Raw genomic sequence first — 24630 nt, forward strand, 5'->3', positions numbered from 1 at the left:
ATGAATAAATTTTTTAGAGTAATTTGGAATGCGTCCAAAGGTGTATGGCAAGCGATTGGTGAAGAGGGATCGAGTAAGGGTAAAACAAAAAGCCGAAGTGTCGGTACAACAGCCTTGTCAATTGTTCCCGCTATTGTGGGCAGTTTGTTGTTGATTAGCCCTGTTGCGTTGGCATCGGTATTGCCAACGGGTGGTGACGTTAAATCTGGTACGGCAGGTATTCAAGTATCAGGAAATACCTTAAATGTTGTGCAGTCGTCACAAAAAGTCATTATTGACTGGCAGTCTTTTTCTATCGGAGAGGGTAGCCAGGTCGTTTTCTCTCAGCCTTCTTCTCAAGCCGCGGCATTAAACCGAGTGACAGGTTCACAGGTTTCTGACATTCGCGGTGCATTAAAAGCCAATGGCCAGGTGTTTCTTATTAACCCTAATGGCATTTTATTTAATTCAACGGCGGAAGTGAACGTCGGCGCATTAGTGGCGTCCACGCTGAACATTACCAATGAAAACTTCCTCAGCGGCCATTATGAATTTGAAGGCGCAGGCAGCGGCACTGTAATCAACGAAGGTAATGTGCACGTTGCCGACGGTGGCTTTGTGGCCATGATCGCTGCAACGGTAGTGAACTCAGGGATGATTAACGCGCACAAAGGCAGTGTGGCCATGGCCGCGGGTAACCGCGTGGTGTTGGACATGGGTGGCCCTATCAAAGTCTCGGTTGAAGAGGGTGTGCTTGATGCTTACCTTGAGCAAGGTGGAGCGATACGCGCGGATGGTGGCTTGATATTGCTAACAGCCAAAGCCGCAGGCGAACTAGCGTCTAGTGTGATTAACCATTCTGGTGTGACGGAAGCGCGTGGAATTGTTGCTGATGAGAACGGACGTATTATTTTATCTGGTGATGGTCAAGTGTCAGTTGCCGGTACTATCGATGCTCATAGTGACACAGGCCTAGGCGGTGATGTACACATCACGGGCGCGACAGTAGCGTTACAAGAAAGCGCGCTCATTATCGCTTCAGGTCAAACAGGAGGGGGTAATGTGCTGATAGGAGGGGGTTATCAAGGTAACGACTCGTCCATTGCCAACGCAGAAACCACAACCGTCGCGCAAGGTGCACAAATTCAAGCCGATGCCATTGACTCTGGCGACGGCGGGCAAGTAATTGTCTGGGCGGATGGCCATACTGAATATCAAGGGCATATCTCGGCCAAGGGCGGCGCGCAAAACGGTGACGGTGGTTTTGCCGAAGTATCCGGTAAGCAAACCTTAGACTTTAAAGGAACCGTAGATCTTACAGCCAGCCAGGGTGAAACGGGTGACCTATTACTTGATCCTACGAATCTGACGATTACCACAGCAGATAACAACATCAGTGGAGCGCCTTATACGCCTAGTGGTACCTCGTCAACCATCAGTGTTTCGACTATTACCACAGCTCTTGAATCTGCCAACGTTACCATTACAACCAATGGTAGCCCTGATAACAGTGAAACTGGTGATATTACTGTTGCTAGTTCAATTGGTTGGTTCACAAATAATAATCTGACCTTAGATGCCGCTGGCGCCATTATCATTAACGACGGTGTAAATATTCAGACGTTTGGTGGCTCGTTGGATTTATTGGCAGTAACAGGTATTACCCAGTTAAATACTGGTGGAACCGCTGGTGGAAAGTTGTTTATCGGAGGCACAACAACTTTAACAACAGATACAGGAAATATTAGTTTTACATCAACGAACAATCAGTTTGTGGGTGCGATTACAGCGACAGCGACGGCGAGTGATATTGTTATCAATAATGCTCAATCACTCACACTAGCAAATACATCAGCAAGTGGCTTGGTTGCATTAGAAACTACGACTAATGGCGGTTCTATTAGCGTTGCGGGCACTTTTGCTGCAGGTTCGCTTTATGCTAAAGCTCATGATACTGGCGGCATCTCGATTGCGGATGTTGATGGAGCCTTAACGGTTACCTTATTGGAGGCGGGTGGTTCAATCACTCTGGGGAATGCTACTACCGGAGCACTAACCTTCACACATGCTATCAATGGTAGTAATGTTATTGTGGGTAATGATGCGGCGGGGGGGCAAGCCAGTGGTATTGTTACAATCAAAGGTGACTCAATTGAATTGAATGACCCAATCCGCACCAAAGGCGGGAATATTAATATCCAGTCAACATCCGGTGCGATCACTACGTCTTCGGACGCACATATTGTGACGACGGCTGACGTTAATACTGGTACAGCATCTGGAACAGTCACAGTCACGGCAGCAACGAGTCTTACCTTGCAAGATATTACGACAACCGGCGCCAATAACAATGCTGGTGTGGGGAGTAATGCGGCGGCTGTTACCTTGACAAGTTTGGCAGGGGCGCTGGCGATAGGTAATGTTACCAGTACCGGTGGGGATGCCGCTGCGGGCGTGACGACAAACCGAAACGGTGGTAATGCGGGCAATATTGTTTTTACATCGACCGGTGCTAATACTCTGTTGGGTGGGAATTTAATAGCCATTGGCGGTAGCCATGTTGGCGCGGCAACTCAAGGTTTGGGCGGCTATATTGAGTTGAACTCTCCAACTGTACTTACGCAAGATGTAATTCTGTCTTCTGGTGATACCTCAGGCCATATTTACCTTCTAGATACAGTAGATTCCGATGCAACACCTCGCAGTTTGACAATGACCTCGGGCACAGGTGATGTAAAACTGGATGGCATCGTCGGCGGACTTTCTGCCTTATCGAGCTTAACAGTCGCCTCTTCATATCGCACAGATATTGAAAAAAATGTCACAACTCAAGCTGCGGCAGGCATCTCTATTACAGCCACTAGTAGTATTCATTTAGGAGAGGATGATGTTGTTAATGGTTTAGGTACCATCACATTAGATACTTGGACTGGTAATGGTGCTGTGTCACTGAATGCTCCTGTGACCTATTTGGACGATGCGGTTACGTTTACCCGGGGTAGTGGCGCGATTAGTTTTAGTGATCTTTTATACAGTAAAGACGATGAGCGTAACCACCTGACTTTTAATGGTGACGGTGGTGGAAATATTACCGTGGACAGTCATGTTGGTGGTAGCAGCGCGTTAGTTGCCACCAAATTGGGTGATATTTTATTGAGCACTGGTACTAACTTGACCTTTACACAAAATGTCAGCGCGAAAAGTTTAACCGCTATGAATCAAACGGGTCGCATTTATATTGGCTCCAGCGGTAATGGCCAATATTATGACGGTTTGACAGGCCTACAATTAGCGACTACTGGTACAAACAACACTCATACCAATGATGAAATTCTGACTTTGTTGGGGTCGATTAATACCACTATTGGGTCGATTTCCTTGACCGGTGTCGGGGTCACTCAAGGCAGTACCTCTGATCTGAGTGGCACCATCAACTCTGGCAGCGGTAAAATTCATATCGATGGTAATGGTGGAGCAATAAATTTATATGGTACCTTGATATCGACAAATGCGGATACCGATAGTAGCTCTGCGATTGTGGTACGAGATGCGAGTGCTGTGTCTGTGCGCTCAGTGACCGCCACCTCAGGCACATTAGAAATTGGTCAAGTTGTCGGTGATGCGGCTGATGTGCTTGGGAATGTTTCACAATATGAATCAAATGCTGCGGCTACAGACAGTGTCAATATCAAAACCCTAAAAGTGGCTTCGGCGGGTTCGATTAGCATTTCGGATACGGCCAATATTATTGATGAGCTGGGTACTATTGTGCTGGGTGGGTCACTGACAATTGAAGCCAAAGGTCGGGTATCTGGCATTCGGTTAACGGGTGATGTCACTGCAACGGCCGTGACTATTAAGACCGGGCAAACGGCTACTTCGGGTGTATTAGATTTGGCTGATCGTAATATTACCGCCACCACAGGTAATATTCTGCTACAAGGGCGTGGCATGACGCAAAGTGCTGGATCAGTGGTGACGACTGAAAGCTCAACTGGCACCATTACTCTTTATGGAAGTGACTATGCCAGTGAGGGTAATCGCGGCAATATGACATTGGCGGGCACTATTGTTGCTGCAAATACCAGTAATACCAATACCGTAACGTTGGCGGATGTTAATACTCTGACGCTTGGTAATATTCGCATTGGAACCAATGAGGCTCGTGGTGGTTTGCGTTTAGGTACCCATGATCACAATGGTATAACGTATCGCCGAACCTATGGTTCTATTCTTCAAACAGAAGGAACTCAGATAAATATTGGTGTTCTTGATGTTCGACAATTGAGCGGGGCTGGTGAAGTGACACTGGCCAACACGAATAATGAAATTCGGTTAATTAACTATGTTGAGCGTGGTGGCGCTATCACCATCTATGATAAGGATGTGGATGGCAATGGACTAAGTTTGGTCAATATTAAAGATGGTAGCTATGACACGCTGTTAAAAGCCACTACATTAGGTGCAATGTCTCTATCAGGGACCAATCGTGGTAAAGGCATGGAATTAACGGCGGGATTAGGTGGGTTTTCTGGCTCAGGTTCTATTGAAGGTTATCGTGGTGGTGCCAGTACGATATACATTACCACAAGCGGCTCTTTGGCTTTAACGAGTGGCACCATGTATGCCAAAGGCATTGAGTTGACGTCAGGTGCCGCAGGTATTACGAGTGGCGTAGATCTTCAGTCTCATCACGGTGGCGGAGCCGATATGGTGCTTGATGCTGGTGGCGGCAATATTACGCTGACTGATAGGTTATACAATGCGGGTACCGGCAATGATATCTTTATTCGTAATGCCAACAATGTTCAGTTGCAAAATGTTGAAGTTATTAATGGCAAAATTGAACTAGGGGGTGTGGGAACCGGTGTTGATGGTATTGATCAGCCATTAACCGGCAATGTAACTCAAACAGGGCGTATCTCTTCAGATTCTAATATTGTCAATCTTACTGGCGCTGTTGCTGGCTCAGTGACATTAAATGGAAACAATGAAATCTATCAGGTCGGCTACTTTTCAACCGGTGGTGATTTCTCCCTGTATAATCGTAATCGCAATTTAACGATTGCGGCTGAGCAAAAAGCCATCGGTGATATTGAGATTAAAACCTACTGGAATGGCACAAATAACTACAGCCTTACCTTGAATGACAATATTACCGCCTCCCATGTTAAGTTAACCTCTAGCGGGGTAATAAATCAAACAGCCGGTATTATTAACGCCGATACCTTATCTGGTCCTAGTTACGCTGGCGGTATTCCAACTAATAGTGCGCCTTCTTCTCGGGGTGCTATTACCTTAAATCAAGCGAATGTTGTGACCAACTTAGGTCCTTTTTATGCGTTCAATACGGCTTCGGATATTGCTTCTTTTAGCTTTGTCGATACGACAGCTGGTGTGACATTGACCGGTTCAATTGAAAGCGCCCAGGGGGGAGTGTCGATCTCTACCGTGGGTGGGGCGTTGGACCTTGCTACCTACAACATCTATGCTGGTGGTCAAGTGACGGGGGGGGCGCCAATTGTATTAACCGGACAAGGTATCACACAAACCAGTGGGGCTATTGATGCGACAGGTGGCTCTGCAGCGACGCCAAGAGTCGGTGGCACAGGTGGTGGTAGCATAACGTTGACAGCGCACGATGGTACGACGGCTGGCGCTATTGCATTAAGTGGTTCGATTCAAACGGCAAATGACAGTTCGGCTGCAGTAACACTTCGTGGTACCAATGCATTAGTGTTGCCCAGTATTATTGCTCCCAATGGCAGCCTGATTCTAGGCGATAATACGGTAACTATAGGCTTGATAGCGGGCTCAATCACTCAGTCGGCTGATACCGTATTAAATGTGAAATCGTTAGTAGTTGGTACCGCCGCTAACCCTATCGGCGGCTCAGCGATATTGGCTAATAGCGGTAATACGATTGCTGAACTTGGGTTGGTTAATGTAAGTGATGAGGCCGGTGTTGAATACGATTTTGATCTTTATGATTCAACGGCTGGGCTTATTTTAACGCAATCCTTGACCAGTGCTGGCGGTATTCGACTGATAACCACCAAAGTCGATGGTGATGCAAGCGGAGCTCTCGCATTGGGAGCATACAGTATTTTATCGGCTGATAATCTCTATTTAGGCGGTGATGGTGTTACGCAATTAACCGCTTCGGCGATCAATGCAGACAATGCCGGTGTCGGTGCGACTGGAGGACAAATTCGTATCGATGGCGGTGGTTTTGATATCAATCTACAAGGGACGGTAATAACGGATAACGCCAGCAGTGCGGCGATTGAAATCGTCAATGCAGCGAATGCCACACTGAATGTTGTCTCGGCAACGCTGGGCACCGTGGCTTTAGGGGTAGATGGTAAGGCGCTTTCAGGCTCAGTAAGCCAAGATTTAGACTCTGGTACAGGCACACTTTCAGCGGCAATTTTGACTGGTAATGTGGGTATTTTGACCTTAAATCAGACCAACATTGATCAGCTGGGAGCCGTTACCACATCAGGCACTTTGACCTTAAAAGACCAGGCGGGTGTGGGTGCCTCTGGCTTAAAATATGTGGGTAATGTGACGAGTGGGGGGACAACATGGATAGAAACCACTGATGGCGTGTTAGATTTTGATACCTTTACGCTTGATGCGAGTGGCAAAGATCTTACCTTAAAAGGCACAGCGGTTCAGCAAACTACGGGGTCTTCCATTAAGTCCACGACGGCGGATATTTATGCCGGTAGTGGTTCGATTGATTTATTCAGTCCTTTGAATGACTTTACAGGTCAAGTCACGCTGCGCTCCACCGGCGACCATGCTAATCTGCAAGACGCCAATCAGCTGAGTATGAACTCGTTAGTCAGTACCTTGGATGACGCGACCTCCGTTAAATTGTGGGCCGGCACCTTGTTGGTATTGGCGACCGAAAATATTACCACGAGCAGCGGCAGTCTCGAATTCAGATCATTAGATGGAAGCTTGTCAACCCCAGGAGATTTGGTGACCGATTCTGGCGATATTGGTTTGTACGCCACTACCACCAGTGATGGCGGGAATCTTCAGGTCAATAATCTGATTACGACAGGCTCAGGTAGTGTGCGTGTTGATGCTGAGAATGAGGTTAACTTAGCAAAAAGCATTGTCTCGACCTCTGGAAATCTCTGGATTGGGGGGGCAACGGTGACCCACTCCACAGGTTCGTCAGGTTCGCCACTCACATTGCAGACGGGTGGAGCTGGGACTATTACTGTAAGCGCCATTGGAACGGGTGGCTTTGTAATGGGGCAGTATTACAGCTATCAATCGGGTACAGGCGACATTGCGATTACTTCTGGTGGAACGGCTGATTTAGGCAATATCAATAGTGGGGGCGCATTGACAGTAGATGCTGTTGGATTGGTGCAGCAAGTCGGGTTGGGTTCGATTTTAACCACCGATGCTTTGCGCGTTACCACAGCGGGGAATGGTGATATCACGCTGTCAAATGTCACCAATGATATGGCTAAGGTTAAGTTAATCAGTCGTAATGTTGGCAACACGGACGTGGGCTCGGGCTTAATTACGTACTACGATAAAGATGCCGTTGCTGTAAGTCAGATTGCCACTACGAATAATGTTAATTTGACGGCACTTGGTGCCATTACTACGGATAGTACTGAGTTTGGTGATGGTAGTTTGGTAGCCAATCAACTTACCGTTAAAACACGTCATGATGATGGTGCTGATATCGTTTTAGATTCAGCAGGCAATGATGTTAACACCTTAGTATTGAAAGTCAGAAATGCGGTTGATGATAATATCGCAGGAGAAACGACGACCCCAACAGGGACTATCAGGTTTACCGACAGTGATGATTTTGTTATTTCAAGCCTTGAAACTGGTGGTTCTACTGTGTTAACGGCAGGCGGCGCGGTAACGCAAACAGGCGCGATTAATTCAACAAAATTAGGGCTCTCAGGTACGGGTACGTATACGATCAATTTAGCTAATACGTATACGATCAATTTAGCTAATACGGGTACGCCGGTGAATCAAGTCTCCATATTTGCGTCTAATGCAACAGGGGCGGTTAACTTCACGACTAATTTTGACCTGGAAATAGGGAGTGTTAATCCAACAGGGATCATGACTGGGGGGGGAGACGTTACGATCACTGCGCCTAAAATTACCGCGACGGAAACGATTGATACCCGAAGTGCACTAGCAAATACGGCGGGTGGTTCTTTAACCCTGACGACCACAGCCTTAGGGACTGCAGGCAACTTAACATTGGCGAATATTATTACCTCAGGGACAGATGCCGCCTCTAGCTCAAATACGGATGGTGGAACAGCAGGCCAGATTACTCTGATTACCTCAGGCGAATTACTAACAGTAGGGGGAACATTAACGGCCAGTGGTGGGCTCGGTGATGGCAGTGGTGCAGATGGTGCAGATGGAACGATTAAATTATTTGCCACATCTGGTGCCGTTTCACAAGTCGATGGTGCGACTGAAATAGTCGCGGGCAAGGTACTCGTTGATGCCCTAAAGAGCTCTAGTTTGTTAGATGTTAATAATGCTATTGGGCAACTTGCCGCTAGAATAGGAGATGACGGTGAAAGCTTTACCTATCGTGCCGGTGGTGACTTTACCATCGGAGCTGGTGAGTTAAGTATAGGTGATAGCGGTTCAGGGATAATAGGTATCACCACACAGGGAGGGACAATTGATATTGGCTCGAGTGATGTGAATGTCGTAGTTGTAGAAGATATTATCACTAAGGGCGGGGCGTTTTTAGCACGTGATATCCGTAGCTTTGACTCAACGGGCCATCTTATCAGTACGGCCGGTAGTATTGATTTTGCTGGAGCACTTTATAAAAGTGGTAACGATTTAACGATAACCACCACCGCAAACGGCGGATCATTAACAACAGGTAATGTCACCACGGATGGTGATAGTAGAGCGGCAGAAGCGACAGGTGGCGTTATTACTTTAACAGCTGTCGATGGGGTATTAACGCTTAGTACAACCCAATCCAAAGGTGCGGGCACGGGTGCTGGTGCTGCAATGAACTTAACCGGCACTACCATTAATTTGAAAGGTGATCTTGATAGTAGTAGTTCGATAAATGCCTCGGGTGGCACTATTACGTTAACCGGCGCTGTCGTTCTTGATTCAGGCAATCGGTCTATTTTTACGGGTAGTACTGGCGGTAATATCCTTCTGACATCAACGCTGAACAGTGATGGCACGCCTCGTGATTTATCCTTGACATCAGGAACAGGTGATATTGTTTTTACAGGTGTTATTGGTGCTGACAGTGCGCTGGGTAATTTAACGGTGATGGATGCGACAAATGTTAACTTTAATGCCGCTGCGACGATCGGAGGAATAACGACCTTAACCCACACTGGCCTATTGACAACGCTGGCCGCTGCAGATATTCACTCAGCGGGTGGTTTTGTCCAGAATGGCACTGGTCGTAATGTGTTAGCTGGCGATATTAGCTCAACTAATAGCAATATTAGTTTTGCCACCGCGATAGAGTTAGCTGACGATGTCACGTTCAACACCGATATAGCGGAAGGCAACATTACTTTGTCGGGTTCGGTAGACAGTGATACAACACAGTCCAGAAATCTTACATTAACCTCAGGTAGCGGCAATGTAACTCTAGCGGGTGTTATGGGCGCGATCCAAGCTTTAGATGCTCTTCAGGTTAATAGTTCTGGCAATACCCTTTTTGACGCGGATGTAAATGCGACAACAGTTGCAACAGATGCAGACGGTATTACTGAAATACATACTGCAGCCATCACCACTTCTGGAACCCAAACTTATGCCGATAATGTAATTTTGGCAGACAATGTCAATTTAACGGGTACCACGGTAACAACACAAGGAACCGTTTCGGGTGCCTATGCTCTGACAGTTACTGGTGACGCCGTGTTTGGTGATGCTAACACTGATACAGTCACGGGCTTAAACAGTGTAACAGTGACAGGAACCTCAGACATTGTTACAGACACTATTACTACGACGGGAACACAAACTTTCACTGGTGCCGTAACACTGAGTGCAGCAAATACCGAATTAACCACCACGGATAGTGCGGTATTGTTCTCATCTACACTCGATTCCAAAGCTACTGAAGCCAATGCTCTTACTGTAAATGCAGGGTTAGGCACAATTAATTTGAGTCAAGCGGCAGGTAATGCGACGAATGGTGCCTTGGGCGCGGTGGTGCTTAATTCGACATCGGTGACAACACTTGATGGTTCTGTTAATGCAGCATCACTGGTGACGAATACAGGGGGGACTTTGGCCCTTAATGGCGGAGCGATCACCACGAGCGGGGTACAGGCTTACGGTGAAGCGACGACACTGGGTGCCGATACGACTCTTGCCGGAACGGACATCAGCTTTGCTAGCACCGTTGATGGTGGTCAGGCCTTAATCATTAACGGCTCAGGCACAACGACATTTAGCGGCGTAATGGGTGGCACAACAGCGTTAACCACTATTACGACCGATAGCGCCGGCACATTAGCGCTCAATGGTGGCTCGGTAACCACGACAGCGGCACAATCCTTTAACGATGCTGTTATTTTGGGTGCTGACACCACGTTGAGTGGTGTGGCGATTACTCTGGCGAATACTGTTAAATCGGATGGTACAAATCGTGCCCTTGTGATCAACGACAGTGGTGCGACCGTGTTTGGTGGTGCTATTGGCAGTACAACAGCGGGTGAAAAACTTGCTAGTTTGACGACAGATGTGGGCGGTACAACGGCCATTAATGGTGGCGCAGTCTATACCTCTGATGCGCAAATTTATGCTGAAGCAACCACATTGGGCGCAGACGCTACCCTGACAGGAACGGATATCAGCTTTGTTAGCACCGTTGATGGTGGTCATGCACTAACCATTAACGGCTCTGGTACGACGACATTTAGCGGCGTAATGGGGGGCATAACCGCGTTAACCAGTGTGAGCACGGATACGGCTGGTACATTAGCGCTGAATGGTGGCGCGATAACGACGACAGCGGCACAAACCTTTAACGATGCTGTTATTTTGGGAACTGACACCACGTTGAGTGGTGTGGCGATTACCCTGGCGAATACTGTTAAATCGGATGGCACCAACCGTGCTTTGATGATTAACGACAGTGGTACGACCGTGCTTGATGGCGCGGTAGGCAGTACAATAGCAGGTGAAAAACTCGCCAGCCTGACCACCGATGTCGGTGGTACAACGGCCATTGATGGTGGCGCAGTCTATACCACTGGTGTGCAAATTTATGCTGAAGCAACTACGTTGGGCGCGGACGCTACCCTGACCGGAACGGATATCCAATTTGCTAGCACCGTTGATGGTGGTCAGATACTAACGATTAACGGCTCCGGTACGACGACATTTAGCAGCGCAATCGGAGGCATAACCGCGTTGACCAGCGTGATCACGGATACGGCTGGTACATTAGCGCTAAATGGTGGCTCGGTAACGACGACAGCGGCACAAACCTTCAATGATGCTGTGATTCTAGGTGCTGATACCACGTTGAGTGGTGTGGCGATTACCCTAGCGAATACCGTTAAATCGGATGGTACAAATCGTGCTTTGACAGTGAATGATTCCGGTATTACGACCTTTAGTGCGGCGGTAGGTAGTGCCACAACAGGTGAAGCGCTGTCCAGTTTAACGACGAATGCTTCCGGCACAACAGCCATAAATGGTGGCAGTATCACGACAACGGGCATACAAACCTATGGTGATAATCTTACTCTAGGCGCAAATACGACGCTAACCGGTACAACCATTTCGACCCAAGGTACAGTGAGTGGTGCCAATTCGAGTAGTTTGACCATAGCCGGTAATGCCGTTTTGGGTGATGAAGCAGCGGATACGGTGACGGAAATTACTTCATTAGCGGTGAGCGGCACAAGCTTACTGAATACCAATACTGTGACCAGCGCAGGCACACAAACCTATACTGATGCGCTGACAATAGGCGCGGCAAATACCGAATTAACCACCACGGATAGTGCGGTATTGTTCTCATCTACACTCGATTCCAAAGCTACTGAAGCCAATGCTCTTACTGTAAATGCAGGGTTAGGCACAATTAATTTGAGTCAAGCGGCAGGTAATGCGACGAATGGTGCCTTGGGCGCGGTGGTGCTTAATTCGACATCGGTGACAACACTTGATGGTTCTGTTAATGCAGCATCACTGGTGACGAATACAGGGGGGACTTTGGCCCTTAATGGCGGAGCGATCACCACGAGCGGGGTACAGGCTTACGGTGAAGCGACGACACTGGGTGCCGATACGACTCTTGCCGGAACGGACATCAGCTTTGCTAGCACCGTTGATGGTGGTCAGGCCTTAATCATTAACGGCTCAGGCACAACGACATTTAGCGGCGTAATGGGTGGCACAACAGCGTTAACCACTATTACGACCGATAGCGCCGGCACATTAGCGCTCAATGGTGGCTCGGTAACCACGACAGCGGCACAATCCTTTAACGATGCTGTTATTTTGGGTGCTGACACCACGTTGAGTGGTGTGGCGATTACTCTGGCGAATACTGTTAAATCGGATGGTACAAATCGTGCCCTTGTGATCAACGACAGTGGTGCGACCGTGTTTGGTGGTGCTATTGGCAGTACAACAGCGGGTGAAAAACTTGCTAGTTTGACGACAGATGTGGGCGGTACAACGGCCATTAATGGTGGCGCAGTCTATACCTCTGATGCGCAAATTTATGCTGAAGCAACCACATTGGGCGCAGACGCTACCCTGACAGGAACGGATATCAGCTTTGTTAGCACCGTTGATGGTGGTCATGCACTAACCATTAACGGCTCTGGTACGACGACATTTAGCGGCGTAATGGGGGGCATAACCGCGTTAACCAGTGTGAGCACGGATACGGCTGGTACATTAGCGCTGAATGGTGGCGCGATAACGACGACAGCGGCACAAACCTTTAACGATGCTGTTATTTTGGGAACTGACACCACGTTGAGTGGTGTGGCGATTACCCTGGCGAATACTGTTAAATCGGATGGCACCAACCGTGCTTTGATGATTAACGACAGTGGTACGACCGTGCTTGATGGCGCGGTAGGCAGTACAATAGCAGGTGAAAAACTCGCCAGCCTGACCACCGATGTCGGTGGTACAACGGCCATTGATGGTGGCGCAGTCTATACCACTGGTGTGCAAATTTATGCTGAAGCAACTACGTTGGGCGCGGACGCTACCCTGACCGGAACGGATATCCAATTTGCTAGCACCGTTGATGGTGGTCAGATACTAACGATTAACGGCTCCGGTACGACGACATTTAGCAGCGCAATCGGAGGCATAACCGCGTTGACCAGCGTGATCACGGATACGGCTGGTACATTAGCGCTAAATGGTGGCTCGGTAACGACGACAGCGGCACAAACCTTCAATGATGCTGTGATTCTAGGTGCTGATACCACGTTGAGTGGTGTGGCGATTACCCTAGCGAATACCGTTAAATCGGATGGTACAAATCGTGCTTTGACAGTGAATGATTCCGGTATTACGACCTTTAGTGCGGCGGTAGGTAGTGCCACAACAGGTGAAGCGCTGTCCAGTTTAACGACGAATGCTTCCGGCACAACAGCCATAAATGGTGGCAGTATCACGACAACGGGCATACAAACCTATGGTGATAATCTTACTCTAGGCGCAAATACGACGCTAACCGGTACAACCATTTCGACCCAAGGTACAGTGAGTGGTGCCAATTCGAGTAGTTTGACCATAGCCGGTAATGCCGTTTTGGGTGATGAAGCAGCGGATACGGTGACGGAAATTACTTCATTAGCGGTGAGCGGCACAAGCTTACTGAATACCAATACTGTGACCAGCGCAGGCACACAAACCTATACTGATGCGCTGACAATAGGCGCGGCAAATACCGTATTAACCACCAGTAATAGCGCGGTGTTGTTCTCATCTACCGTCGATTCCCAAGCCAGTGAAGCGAATGCTTTGACCGTCAATGCGGGTACAGGGACTATAATGCTAACTGGTAAAACCGGGGCAGATACGAACGGCGTATTAGGTAGTATTGCGTTAACCGGTGCGACTATTTCGTTACACGATGTGACCACATCAGGCACGCAAAACTATACCGGTGCGGTTCAAACCAATAGCACTTATACGTCAACAGGTGCAGATATTACCTTTACCGGTGCTGTCACTATGAATGATGTGTTGACGGTCGATACTGGAGCGGGTGCAGGTAATATCACTTTCACCAGCACTATCGACAGTCAGGAGACTGCGAACAATAACTTCAATTTAACTGCAGGCACCGGCAATATTGCTCTACAAGGGGCGGTGGGTGCCACCCAAGCACTGGGGGCGATTAATCTTAATTCGGCTGCCGATGTCACCACCAGTTCGACCATCTCAGCGAGCAGCTTGACCCAGTCTGCAGGAACCGGAACTACCACCATTGGTGGTGCGGTGACCGCTTCTGCTGTGGAAGGTGTTTCACTAACAGGCACTAACTTAGCACTAAACGCGGCGATCGATACTGCTACTGCGGCAAAGGCTGGAACAGTAACCCTTAATCACAGTGGTACAACCATTATTGATGCTGCTGGCGACATTAACGCTGATGGCGCCGTTGCTATTACTGCCACGGGGGGGATTACCGCAGCCGGTGATATCACCACTACGGGTGACAACATTGTCATTAATTCGGCACTAACCCTCAGTGGTGATAGCGCTATGACTACCGGTGGTTCTGCTGGTGCTATCAGCTTTGGCAGTACTATCGACGGCGCTCATGCGCTGCGTTTAGTTGCCGGTGCGGCGCAAGCCTTTAATGCGGTCGGTACAAATACGCCGTTAACTCTGCTGCGGGTAGAGTCAACGGGTGCCGTGACACAGACGGCAGCGATAAAAGTGGCGAGTTTGGCTATTAAATCTGCCGGTGCTACCCTCGATAATGTCGGTAATGATATTGACACCCTGGCGGCACTGATGTCAGGTGATGCGGCGCTGGTATTTGTCGATGCAGATGGTCTGACAATTGGTACCATTGATGCCGATGCCTTGCAGATTATCGGTATTTCCGATGGGGCCGGCACCTCGAATGTCTCGATTACCGTTGCCGGTCTTCTAGATCAGGCGGCGGCATCGCCAATCGAAATTGATGGCGACTTATCGATTGATACTACTGCATTTGCTGCCGATGATGTGTCAATCACAAATACTGCCGCAGGCACGGTTCTGGATAACTCGCTGGTTGCCGGTGATTTTTCGGTTAACAGTAGTGGCGATGTTACCCAAAAAATCGATGCCAATGGCTCAGGTAGTGATGCTTGGGTACAGGTGGGTGGTAATTTCAACATGACCGGAACGGGCGGTTTTGTGCAAGGTAATTCGCCCGATAATCTGATTGGCGGTGGGTCTGCAAGTTCCGCTACAAATGAGATCCGTCTGTTTGGTGTAATCACACTCAGTATGGATGGTTCCAATAATCTTGTTGCGTCGGCAACTACAACAGGCAGTGGTGAAACCAGTACGGCTACGATTAATGCTGCAGATTTGACAGATGGCGTAATGGTCACCAGTGATTCAGGTGGTAAGAGCATTAGTGCCGTCACCAATGGTGATGCAGTGATTTTAAATCAAAGTAATAGTATCGCTGGTAACATAAAAATCACTACGCAAGGTACTTATGATAATTCGGGAACATCAGTGGCAACTGGTATCAAGCAATCTACCGCATTAACCTTGTTAGGCGATAACAACTTTCTGGTACAGCAGAGCTCGGCGAATGACACTTCAAGTATATCAGGTGCTGGAAAACTTGATCTGAGCGCTACCGGCAATAGCTTTGGTGATATCGTTTCGGCCACGGCAGTGGATATGGAGGTTAGTCTACGTCATAACGGCGCGCTGGCACTTGGTAATGTTAATGGCAGCACTGTTACTCTCGATGCCGGTGGTAACGTTAACGCCATTACCCAAACTGGAACCCTTACCGCCACCAACCTATCCATGATTAACGCTGGTGATGTTACCTTGACCAATAACAATCGTGTGGGAACGGTCGCCGCCGACGTCAGTGGACATTTCAACCTAACGAATAACATGGCCTTGACCATTGGTACGGTCGAAAGCCTCAACGGTATTACCGCCGCTGGTGATATTGCGATTACCACCCTTTCAGGTGATCTAACGGTAACAAAAAATATTAAAACAACAAGTACCAATACGACCGCTTTAGTCTTAAATGCTGGTTCAGGCACTTCGGTTGGTGATGCATCAGGTGGTAACATTTTACTTGCAGGGGAGTTATCGACTGGGCTAAATGGACGCATCGGTTTGTATACTGGCAGTGTATCTGACAGTACTGGCGTCACAGACAAAGTTGGTTCTACATCGGGTAATTTCCGTTATAACTCCAATACAACGACAACTAATTTCACAAAGGCTTTGAATGAAGCAGGTGTGTATGCTGTTTACAGGGAGCAACCAAGTGTCACTGCTAGCATCAATGATGACACCATTGTTTATGGGAATAGTGTACCAGAGTTTGTTTTTACCGATATTACAGGCACCGTAAATGGAGACTCTAGCACAGAGATATCGATTCAATCGGCACAATACTCTGGTGCGAATCATTTACGAGCGGGGACTTACACGATTGGCGCAGGTGGATTGTCTGCTTTAGGTTATGACGTAACAGATATTGCCTCTACGTTAAAGGTGAACACTAAAGCATTGGATATGAGTGGTCTCGTCGTAACTGATAAGACATACGATGGGCTCTTGACGGCGATACTCTCAGGGAGCGCCACCGTAACCAGTGGAAGTTCAGCAGATAGCGATGGTTTCTATCTAAATGGTGATGCGGTCAATTTGACTGGTATGGTGGTAGGCGATTTTGATACTAAAAATGTGGGGGCATCCAAGACAATAACGGTTTCGGGTTTGAGTTTAAGTGGCGATGACAGCAGTAACTATGTCCTTAATAATCACACACTGCAGGCTGATATTACCCCCCGCACCCTGACGTTGAGCGCCAGCAAGACGTACGATGGTACGAACGTTCTAGACGCCGGTGAGATCTCACTGGGAAATCTGGTTGGATCGGAAACACTGACTTACACGGGCGCCACGGTCAATGACAAGCATGTCGCCACAGCGAATAAGTTTATCAGTGGATTGATTCTGGCCAATGGTGACAATAGTGGTCTATTCAGTAACTATGCTTTACCTACTCTTGATGCGACAAATGCAGGCGTCACTATCACCGCAGCTACGTTGACATCCACGATCAGCAATACGGGGGTGACCAAAGTCTATGACGGTTTAACCACGACCAGTATGACCCCCACTTATACCTTTAGTGGGTTGGTCGATGGTGATACGGCGGCGACACTCACACACACTTCATTGGCGTATAACGATGCTAATGTTGCGAGTGCCAACAAAATCACCGTATCCGGTTTGGCGATCAATTCCATTACAGGCATTAACAGCTCTAACTCGACTGACTATGTTTTAGATACGGTTATAAAAGACGTCAGTGCCTCGATCACCAAGGCTAATTTAACGGTGACGGCAGAGAATCAAAACCGTGTTTATGGCGATAACAATCCGACCTTTACACAAACTATCTCGGGCTTTGTGAACAGTGAAACGGCATCGTCGGCCAATGTTACGGGGTCAGCCTTCGGATCAACCACAGCGGATATCACCAGTACTGTAGCGGATAACTACGTTATTACTGGAAGTACGGAGTCATTAAATGCCGCTAACTATGATTTTACGGCTGCAAATGGCGTATTAACCATCAATGCAAGACCGATCACGGTTATTGCAGAGGCTAATCAAGGCAAAACCTATGGTGACAATGATCCGACGCTGACTTATAGCGTTGTGGCGGATGGGACAGGTACCAGCCGTGGTTTGGTAAATAGCGACAGTTTAACCGGCGCTTTGACGCGTACGGCCGGTGAAAATGTGGGATCGACCTACACCATTAGTCAAGGTGGTGTAACCAACACCAATAACAGCAATTACGCGATTACCTATACGTCAGACATGTTTGCAATTAATCAACGTGCCATTACTTTAACCGCGGACAGTGCCAGCAAGATTTACGGTGAAGTAGATCCAAGTTTAGCGGTAAGCATCAGTGCTGGTACGCTAGGGTCTGCGACAGTGACGGATACACTGGCTGATGTGGTGGGGACACTGAGTCGTGAAGCGGGGTCTAATGTCGGTGCTTATGACATCGTATTGGGCGCGGGTACTCAAGCCAGTAACTATGCGATTACGTTTGCAGCGGATAATAATGCCTTTAATATTACCCCCCGCACCCTGACGTTGAGCGCCAGCAAGACGTACGATGGTACGAACGTTCTAGACGCCGGTGAGATCTCACTGGGAAATCTGGTTGGATCGGAAACACTGACTTACACGGGCGCCACGGTCAATGACAAGCATGTCGCCACAGCGAATAAGTTTATCAGTGGATTGATTCTGGCCAATGGTGACAATAGTGGTCTATTCAGTAACTATGCTTTACCTACTCTTGATGCGACAAATGCAGGCGTCACTATCACCGCAGCTACGTTGACATCCACGATCAGCAATACGGGGGTGACCAAAGTCTATGACGGTTTAACCACGACCAGTATGACCCCCACTTATACCTTTAGTGGGTTGGTCGATGGTGATACGGCGGCGACACTCACACACACTTCATTGGCGTATAACGATGCTAATGTTGCGAGTGCCAACAAAATCACCGTATCCGGTTTGGCGATCAATTCCATTACAGGCATTAACAGCTCTAACTCGACTGACTATGTTTTAGATACGGTTATAAAAGACGTCAGTGCCTCGATCACCAAGGCTAATTTAACGGTGACGGCAGAGAATCAAAACCGTGTTTATGGCGATAACAATCCGACCTTTACACAAACTATCTCGGGCTTTGTGAACAGTGAAACGGCATCGTCGGCCAATGTTACGGGGTCAGCCTTCGGATCAACCACAGCGGATATCACCAGTACTGTAGCGGATAACTACGTTATTACTGGAAGTACGGAGTCATTAAATGCCGCTAACTATGATTTTACGGCTGCAAATGGCGTATTAACCATCAATGCAAGACCGATCACGGTTATTGCAGAGGCTAATCAAGGCAAAACCTATGGTGACAATGATCCGACGCTGACTTATAGCGTTGTGGCGGATGGGACAGGTACCAGCCGTGGTTTGGTAAATAGCGACAGTTTAACCGGCGCTTTGACGCGTACGGCCGGTGAAAATGTGGGATCGACCTACACCATTAGTCAAGGTGGTGTAACCAACACCAATAACAGCAATTACGCGATTACCTATACGTCAGACATGTTTGCAATTAATCAACGTGCCATTACTTTAACCGCGGACAGTGCCAGCAAGATTTACGGTGAAGTAGATCCAAGTTTAGCGGTAAGCATCAGTGCTGGTACGCTAGGGTCTGCGACAGTGACGGATACACTGGCTGATGTGGTGGGGACACTGAGTCGTGAAGCGGGGTCTAATGTCGGTGCTTATGACATCGTATTGGGCGCGGGTACTCAAGCCAGTAACTATGCGATTACGTTTGCAGCGGATAATAATGCCTTTAATATTACCCCCCGCACCCTGACGTTGAGCGCCAGCAAGACGTACGATGGTACGAACGTTCTAGACGCCGGTGAGATCTCACTGGGAAATCTGGTTGGATCGGAAACACTGACTTACACGGGCGCCACGGTCAATGACAAGCATGTCGCCACAGCGAATAAGTTTATCAGTGGATTGATTCTGGCCAATGGTGACAATAGTGGTCTATTCAGTAACTATGCTTTACCTACTCTTGATGCGACAAATGCAGGCGTCACTATCACCGCAGCTACGTTGACATCCACGATCAGCAATACGGGGGTGACCAAAGTCTATGACGGTTTAACCACGACCAGTATGACCCCCACTTATACCTTTAGTGGGTTGGTCGATGGTGATACGGCGGCGACACTCACACACACTTCATTGGCGTATAACGATGCTAATGTTGCGAGTGCCAACAAAATCACCGTATCCGGTTTGGCGATCAATTCCATTACAGGCATTAACAGCTCTAACTCGACTGACTATGTTTTAGATACGGTTATAAAAGACGTCAGTGCCTCGATCACCAAGGCTAATTTAACGGTGACGGCAGAGAATCAAAACCGTGTTTATGGCGATAACAATCCGACCTTTACACAAACTATCTCGGGCTTTGTGAACAGTGAAACGGCATCGTCGGCCAATGTTACGGGGTCAGCCTTCGGATCAACCACAGCGGATATCACCAGTACTGTAGCGGATAACTACGTTATTACTGGAAGTACGGAGTCATTAAATGCCGCTAACTATGATTTTACGGCTGCAAATGGCGTATTAACCATCAATGCAAGACCGATCACGGTTATTGCAGAGGCTAATCAAGGCAAAACCTATGGTGACAATGATCCGACGCTGACTTATAGCGTTGTGGCGGATGGGACAGGTACCAGCCGTGGTTTGGTAAATAGCGACAGTTTAACCGGCGCTTTGACGCGTACGGCCGGTGAAAATGTGGGATCGACCTACACCATTAGTCAAGGTGGTGTAACCAACACCAATAACAGCAATTACGCGATTACCTATACGTCAGACATGTTTGCAATTAATCAACGTGCCATTACTTTAACCGCGGACAGTGCCAGCAAGATTTACGGTGAAGTAGATCCAAGTTTAGCGGTAAGCATCAGTGCTGGTACGCTAGGGTCTGCGACAGTGACGGATACACTGGCTGATGTGGTGGGGACACTGAGTCGTGAAGCGGGGTCTAATGTCGGTGCTTATGACATCGTATTGGGCGCGGGTACTCAAGCCAGTAACTATGCGATTACGTTTGCAGCGGATAATAATGCCTTTAATATTACCCCCCGCACCCTGACGTTGAGCGCCAGCAAGACGTACGATGGTACGAACGTTCTAGACGCCGGTGAGATCTCACTGGGAAATCTGGTTGGATCGGAAACACTGACTTACACGGGCGCCACGGTCAATGACAAGCATGTCGCCACAGCGAATAAGTTTATCAGTGGATTGATTCTGGCCAATGGTGACAATAGTGGTCTATTCAGTAACTATGCTTTACCTACTCTTGATGCGACAAATGCAGGCGTCACTATCACCGCAGCTACGTTGACATCCACGATCAGCAATACGGGGGTGACCAAAGTCTATGACGGTTTAACCACGACCAGTATGACCCCCACTTATACCTTTAGTGGGTTGGTCGATGGTGATACGGCGGCGACACTCACACACACTTCATTGGCGTATAACGATGCTAATGTTGCGAGTGCCAACAAAATCACCGTATCCGGTTTGGCGATCAATTCCATTACAGGCATTAACAGCTCTAACTCGACTGACTATGTTTTAGATACGGTTATAAAAGACGTCAGTGCCTCGATCACCAAGGCTAATTTAACGGTGACGGCAGAGAATCAAAACCGTGTTTATGGCGATAACAATCCGACCTTTACACAAACTATCTCGGGCTTTGTGAACAGTGAAACGGCATCGTCGGCCAATGTTACGGGGTCAGCCTTCGGATCAACCACAGCGGATATCACCAGTACTGTAGCGGATAACTACGTTATTACTGGAAGTACGGAGTCATTAAATGCCGCTAACTATGATTTTACGGCTGCAAATGGCGTATTAACCATCAATGCAAGACCGATCACGGTTATTGCAGAGGCTAATCAAGGCAAAACCTATGGTGACAATGATCCGACGCTGACTTATAGCGTTGTGGCGGATGGGACAGGTACCAGCCGTGGTTTGGTAAATAGCGACAGTTTAACCGGCGCTTTGACGCGTACGGCCGGTGAAAATGTGGGATCGACCTACACCATTAGTCAAGGTGGTGTAACCAACACCAATAACAGCAATTACGCGATTACCTATACGTCAGACATGTTTGCAATTAATCAACGTGCCATTACTTTAACCGCGGACAGTGCCAGCAAGATTTACGGTGAAGTAGATCCAAGTTTAGCGGTAAGCATCAGTGCTGGTACGCTAGGGTCTGCGACAGTGACGGATACACTGGCTGATGTGGTGGGGACACTGAGTCGTGAAGCGGGGTCTAATGTCGGTGCTTATGACATCGTATTGGGCGCGGGTACTCAAGCCAGTAACTATGCGATTACGTTTGCAGCGGATAATAATGCCTTTAATATTACCCCCCGCACCCTGACGTTGAGCGCCAGCAAGACGTACGATGGTACGAACGTTCTAGACGCCGGTGAGATCTCACTGGGAAATCTGGTTGGATCGGAAACACTGACTTACACGGGCGCCACGGTCAATGACAAGCATGTCGCCACAGCGAATAAGTTTATCAGTGGATTGATTCTGGCCAATGGTGACAATAGTGGTCTATTCAGTAACTATGCTTTACCTACTCTTGATGCGACAAATGCAGGCGTCACTATCACCGCAGCTACGTTGACATCCACGATCAGCAATACGGGGGTGACCAAAGTCTATGACGGTTTAACCACGACCAGTATGACCCCCACTTATACCTTTAGTGGGTTGGTCGATGGTGATACGGCGGCGACACTCACACACACTTCATTGGCGTATAACGATGCTAATGTTGCGAGTGCCAACAAAATCACCGTATCCGGTTTGGCGATCAATTCCATTACAGGCATTAACAGCTCTAACTCGACTGACTATACTCTCCCAACTTCTGTATCGAGTAGTGGTTCAATAACCGCAAAAGCATTAACCGCTGTTGCTACTGTTAAGGATCGAATTTACGATGGATCAGTTGATGGTACGCTAACTAATATTGTGCTTGAAGGACTCATTGGTGATGAATTACTAGTAGTAAGTCAATTAGAAGGAGGTACGACAGAGTTTGCAGATAAGAATGTCGGTGAAGATAAAAATGTAACTGTAAGTGGAATTAGTATTTCAGATGATTCAGGGATAGCTAACAACTACAGTATTAATTCTACAACGCAAACTAAAGCAACTATTTCGAGAAAAGATCTTACTGTCGCAGGTGTCGTTGCTCTTGATAAAGTCTATGACGGTAATACTACCGCTAAAATTAATACAAGTGTCGCCAGTCTAACCGGAAGTATTGATGGTGACAAAGTCTCTATTGGGTCAATGACTGGTACGTTTGATGATAAAAATGTCGGTACGGCCAAGAATGTTAACGGCAGCAATGTAGTTCTCGAGGGTGACGATAGTAGAAACTACAACCTCATTCAGCCCACTGGTCTGAGTGCTAGCATTACTCCGCGTGCCCTAACGGTCACCGCAATTAGTGACGGGAAGGTTTATGATTCTAATACTACGGCACCAGTAATATTGGCCGATGATCGGATTAACGATGATCAGCTTACCATTACCTATAAAGCTAATTTCATTGATGAGAATGTTGGTAATAATAAATACGTTGGTGTGACTGAAATAGCATTAAGCGATGGTGCTGACAAAGGTAATTACACGGTTAATACTTCGGCGTCAGCCTTTGCTGCGATCACAAAGAAAGCCATTACCATCAGTGGTATTAGTGCCAGCGACAAAGTCTATGATGCGACGATTGATGTGACCGTGGATGTTAGTTCTGCAGCGGGCTGGATTACCGGTGATGCTGTGAGTGTTGCTACAACGGGTACGTTTGATACCAAAAATGTTGCAGAAGGCAAAACAGTCAACTTAAGCAGTAGCTACACAGGTGATGACGTAAGCAACTACGCCATTACGAACCAAGCAACCACCACAGCGGATGTGACCGCCAAAGCCATTACCATCAGTGGTATTAGTGCCAGCGACAAAGTCTATGATGCGACGATTGATGCGACCGTGGATGTTAGTTCTGCAGCAGGCTGGATTACTGGTGATGCTGTGAGTGTTGCTACAACGGGTACGTTTGATACCAAAAATGTTGCAGAAGGTAAAACAGTCAACTTAAGCAGTAGCTACACAGGTGATGACGTAAGCAACTACGCCATTACGGACCAAGCAACCACCACAGCGGATGTGACCGCCAAAGCCATTACCATCAGTGGTATTAGTGCCAGCGACAAAGTCTATGATGCGACGATTGATGCGACCGTGGATGTCAGTTCTGCAGCAGGCTGGATTACCGGTGATGCGATTACAGTTACCGCCACGGGTGAGTTTGACGACAAAAATGTCGGTACAAATAAAGCCGTGACCTTGACTAGCCGCTACACCGGTGGCGATATCTACAACTATGTGATCACTGATCAAGCCATTACAGTCGCAAATATTGAACGTGGTGTTTTAACTACAACCGCGGATAAAGTACTCAACGATATAGCGACTATACCAACGGTATTTATTGAGCCTATGGCCGTGAATCTTGGAGAAATGGGTTACAAAAACGTTGAAAAGAATGAGATAGAAACAGCGCAAGCTGATGTCGCTCCCAATGGTACATTCGGTCCGGTTCAAGTACTTGTTCTAGATGGTGGCGTGTCATTTTACGAAGAAGAGATCGACTATAACGAAGAGTAAAAAGCCTGCTGTATAAAG

General features: G+C 47.9%; 1 protein-coding gene. It reads left to right on the top strand.

Annotated features, from left to right (window positions below):
• Window positions 1-24612 carry an MBG domain-containing protein gene (locus FXV75_RS07685; protein WP_148832240.1) on the top strand — a complete coding sequence of 8204 codons (24612 nt, stop codon included), beginning with the start codon at window positions 1-3 and terminating at the stop codon, window positions 24610-24612.
• Window positions 24613-24630 lie beyond the last annotated feature (18 nt).

The sequence above is a fragment of the Marinomonas sp. IMCC 4694 genome, from assembly GCF_008122525.1.
Classification (GTDB): Bacteria; Pseudomonadota; Gammaproteobacteria; order Pseudomonadales; family Marinomonadaceae; genus Marinomonas.

Bases quoted from the DNA above. Each gene is read 5' to 3' on its own strand.
- FXV75_RS07685 (WP_148832240.1), top strand. From the start codon at position 1: ATGAATAAATTTTTTAGAGTAATTTGGAATGCGTCCAAAGGTGTATGG.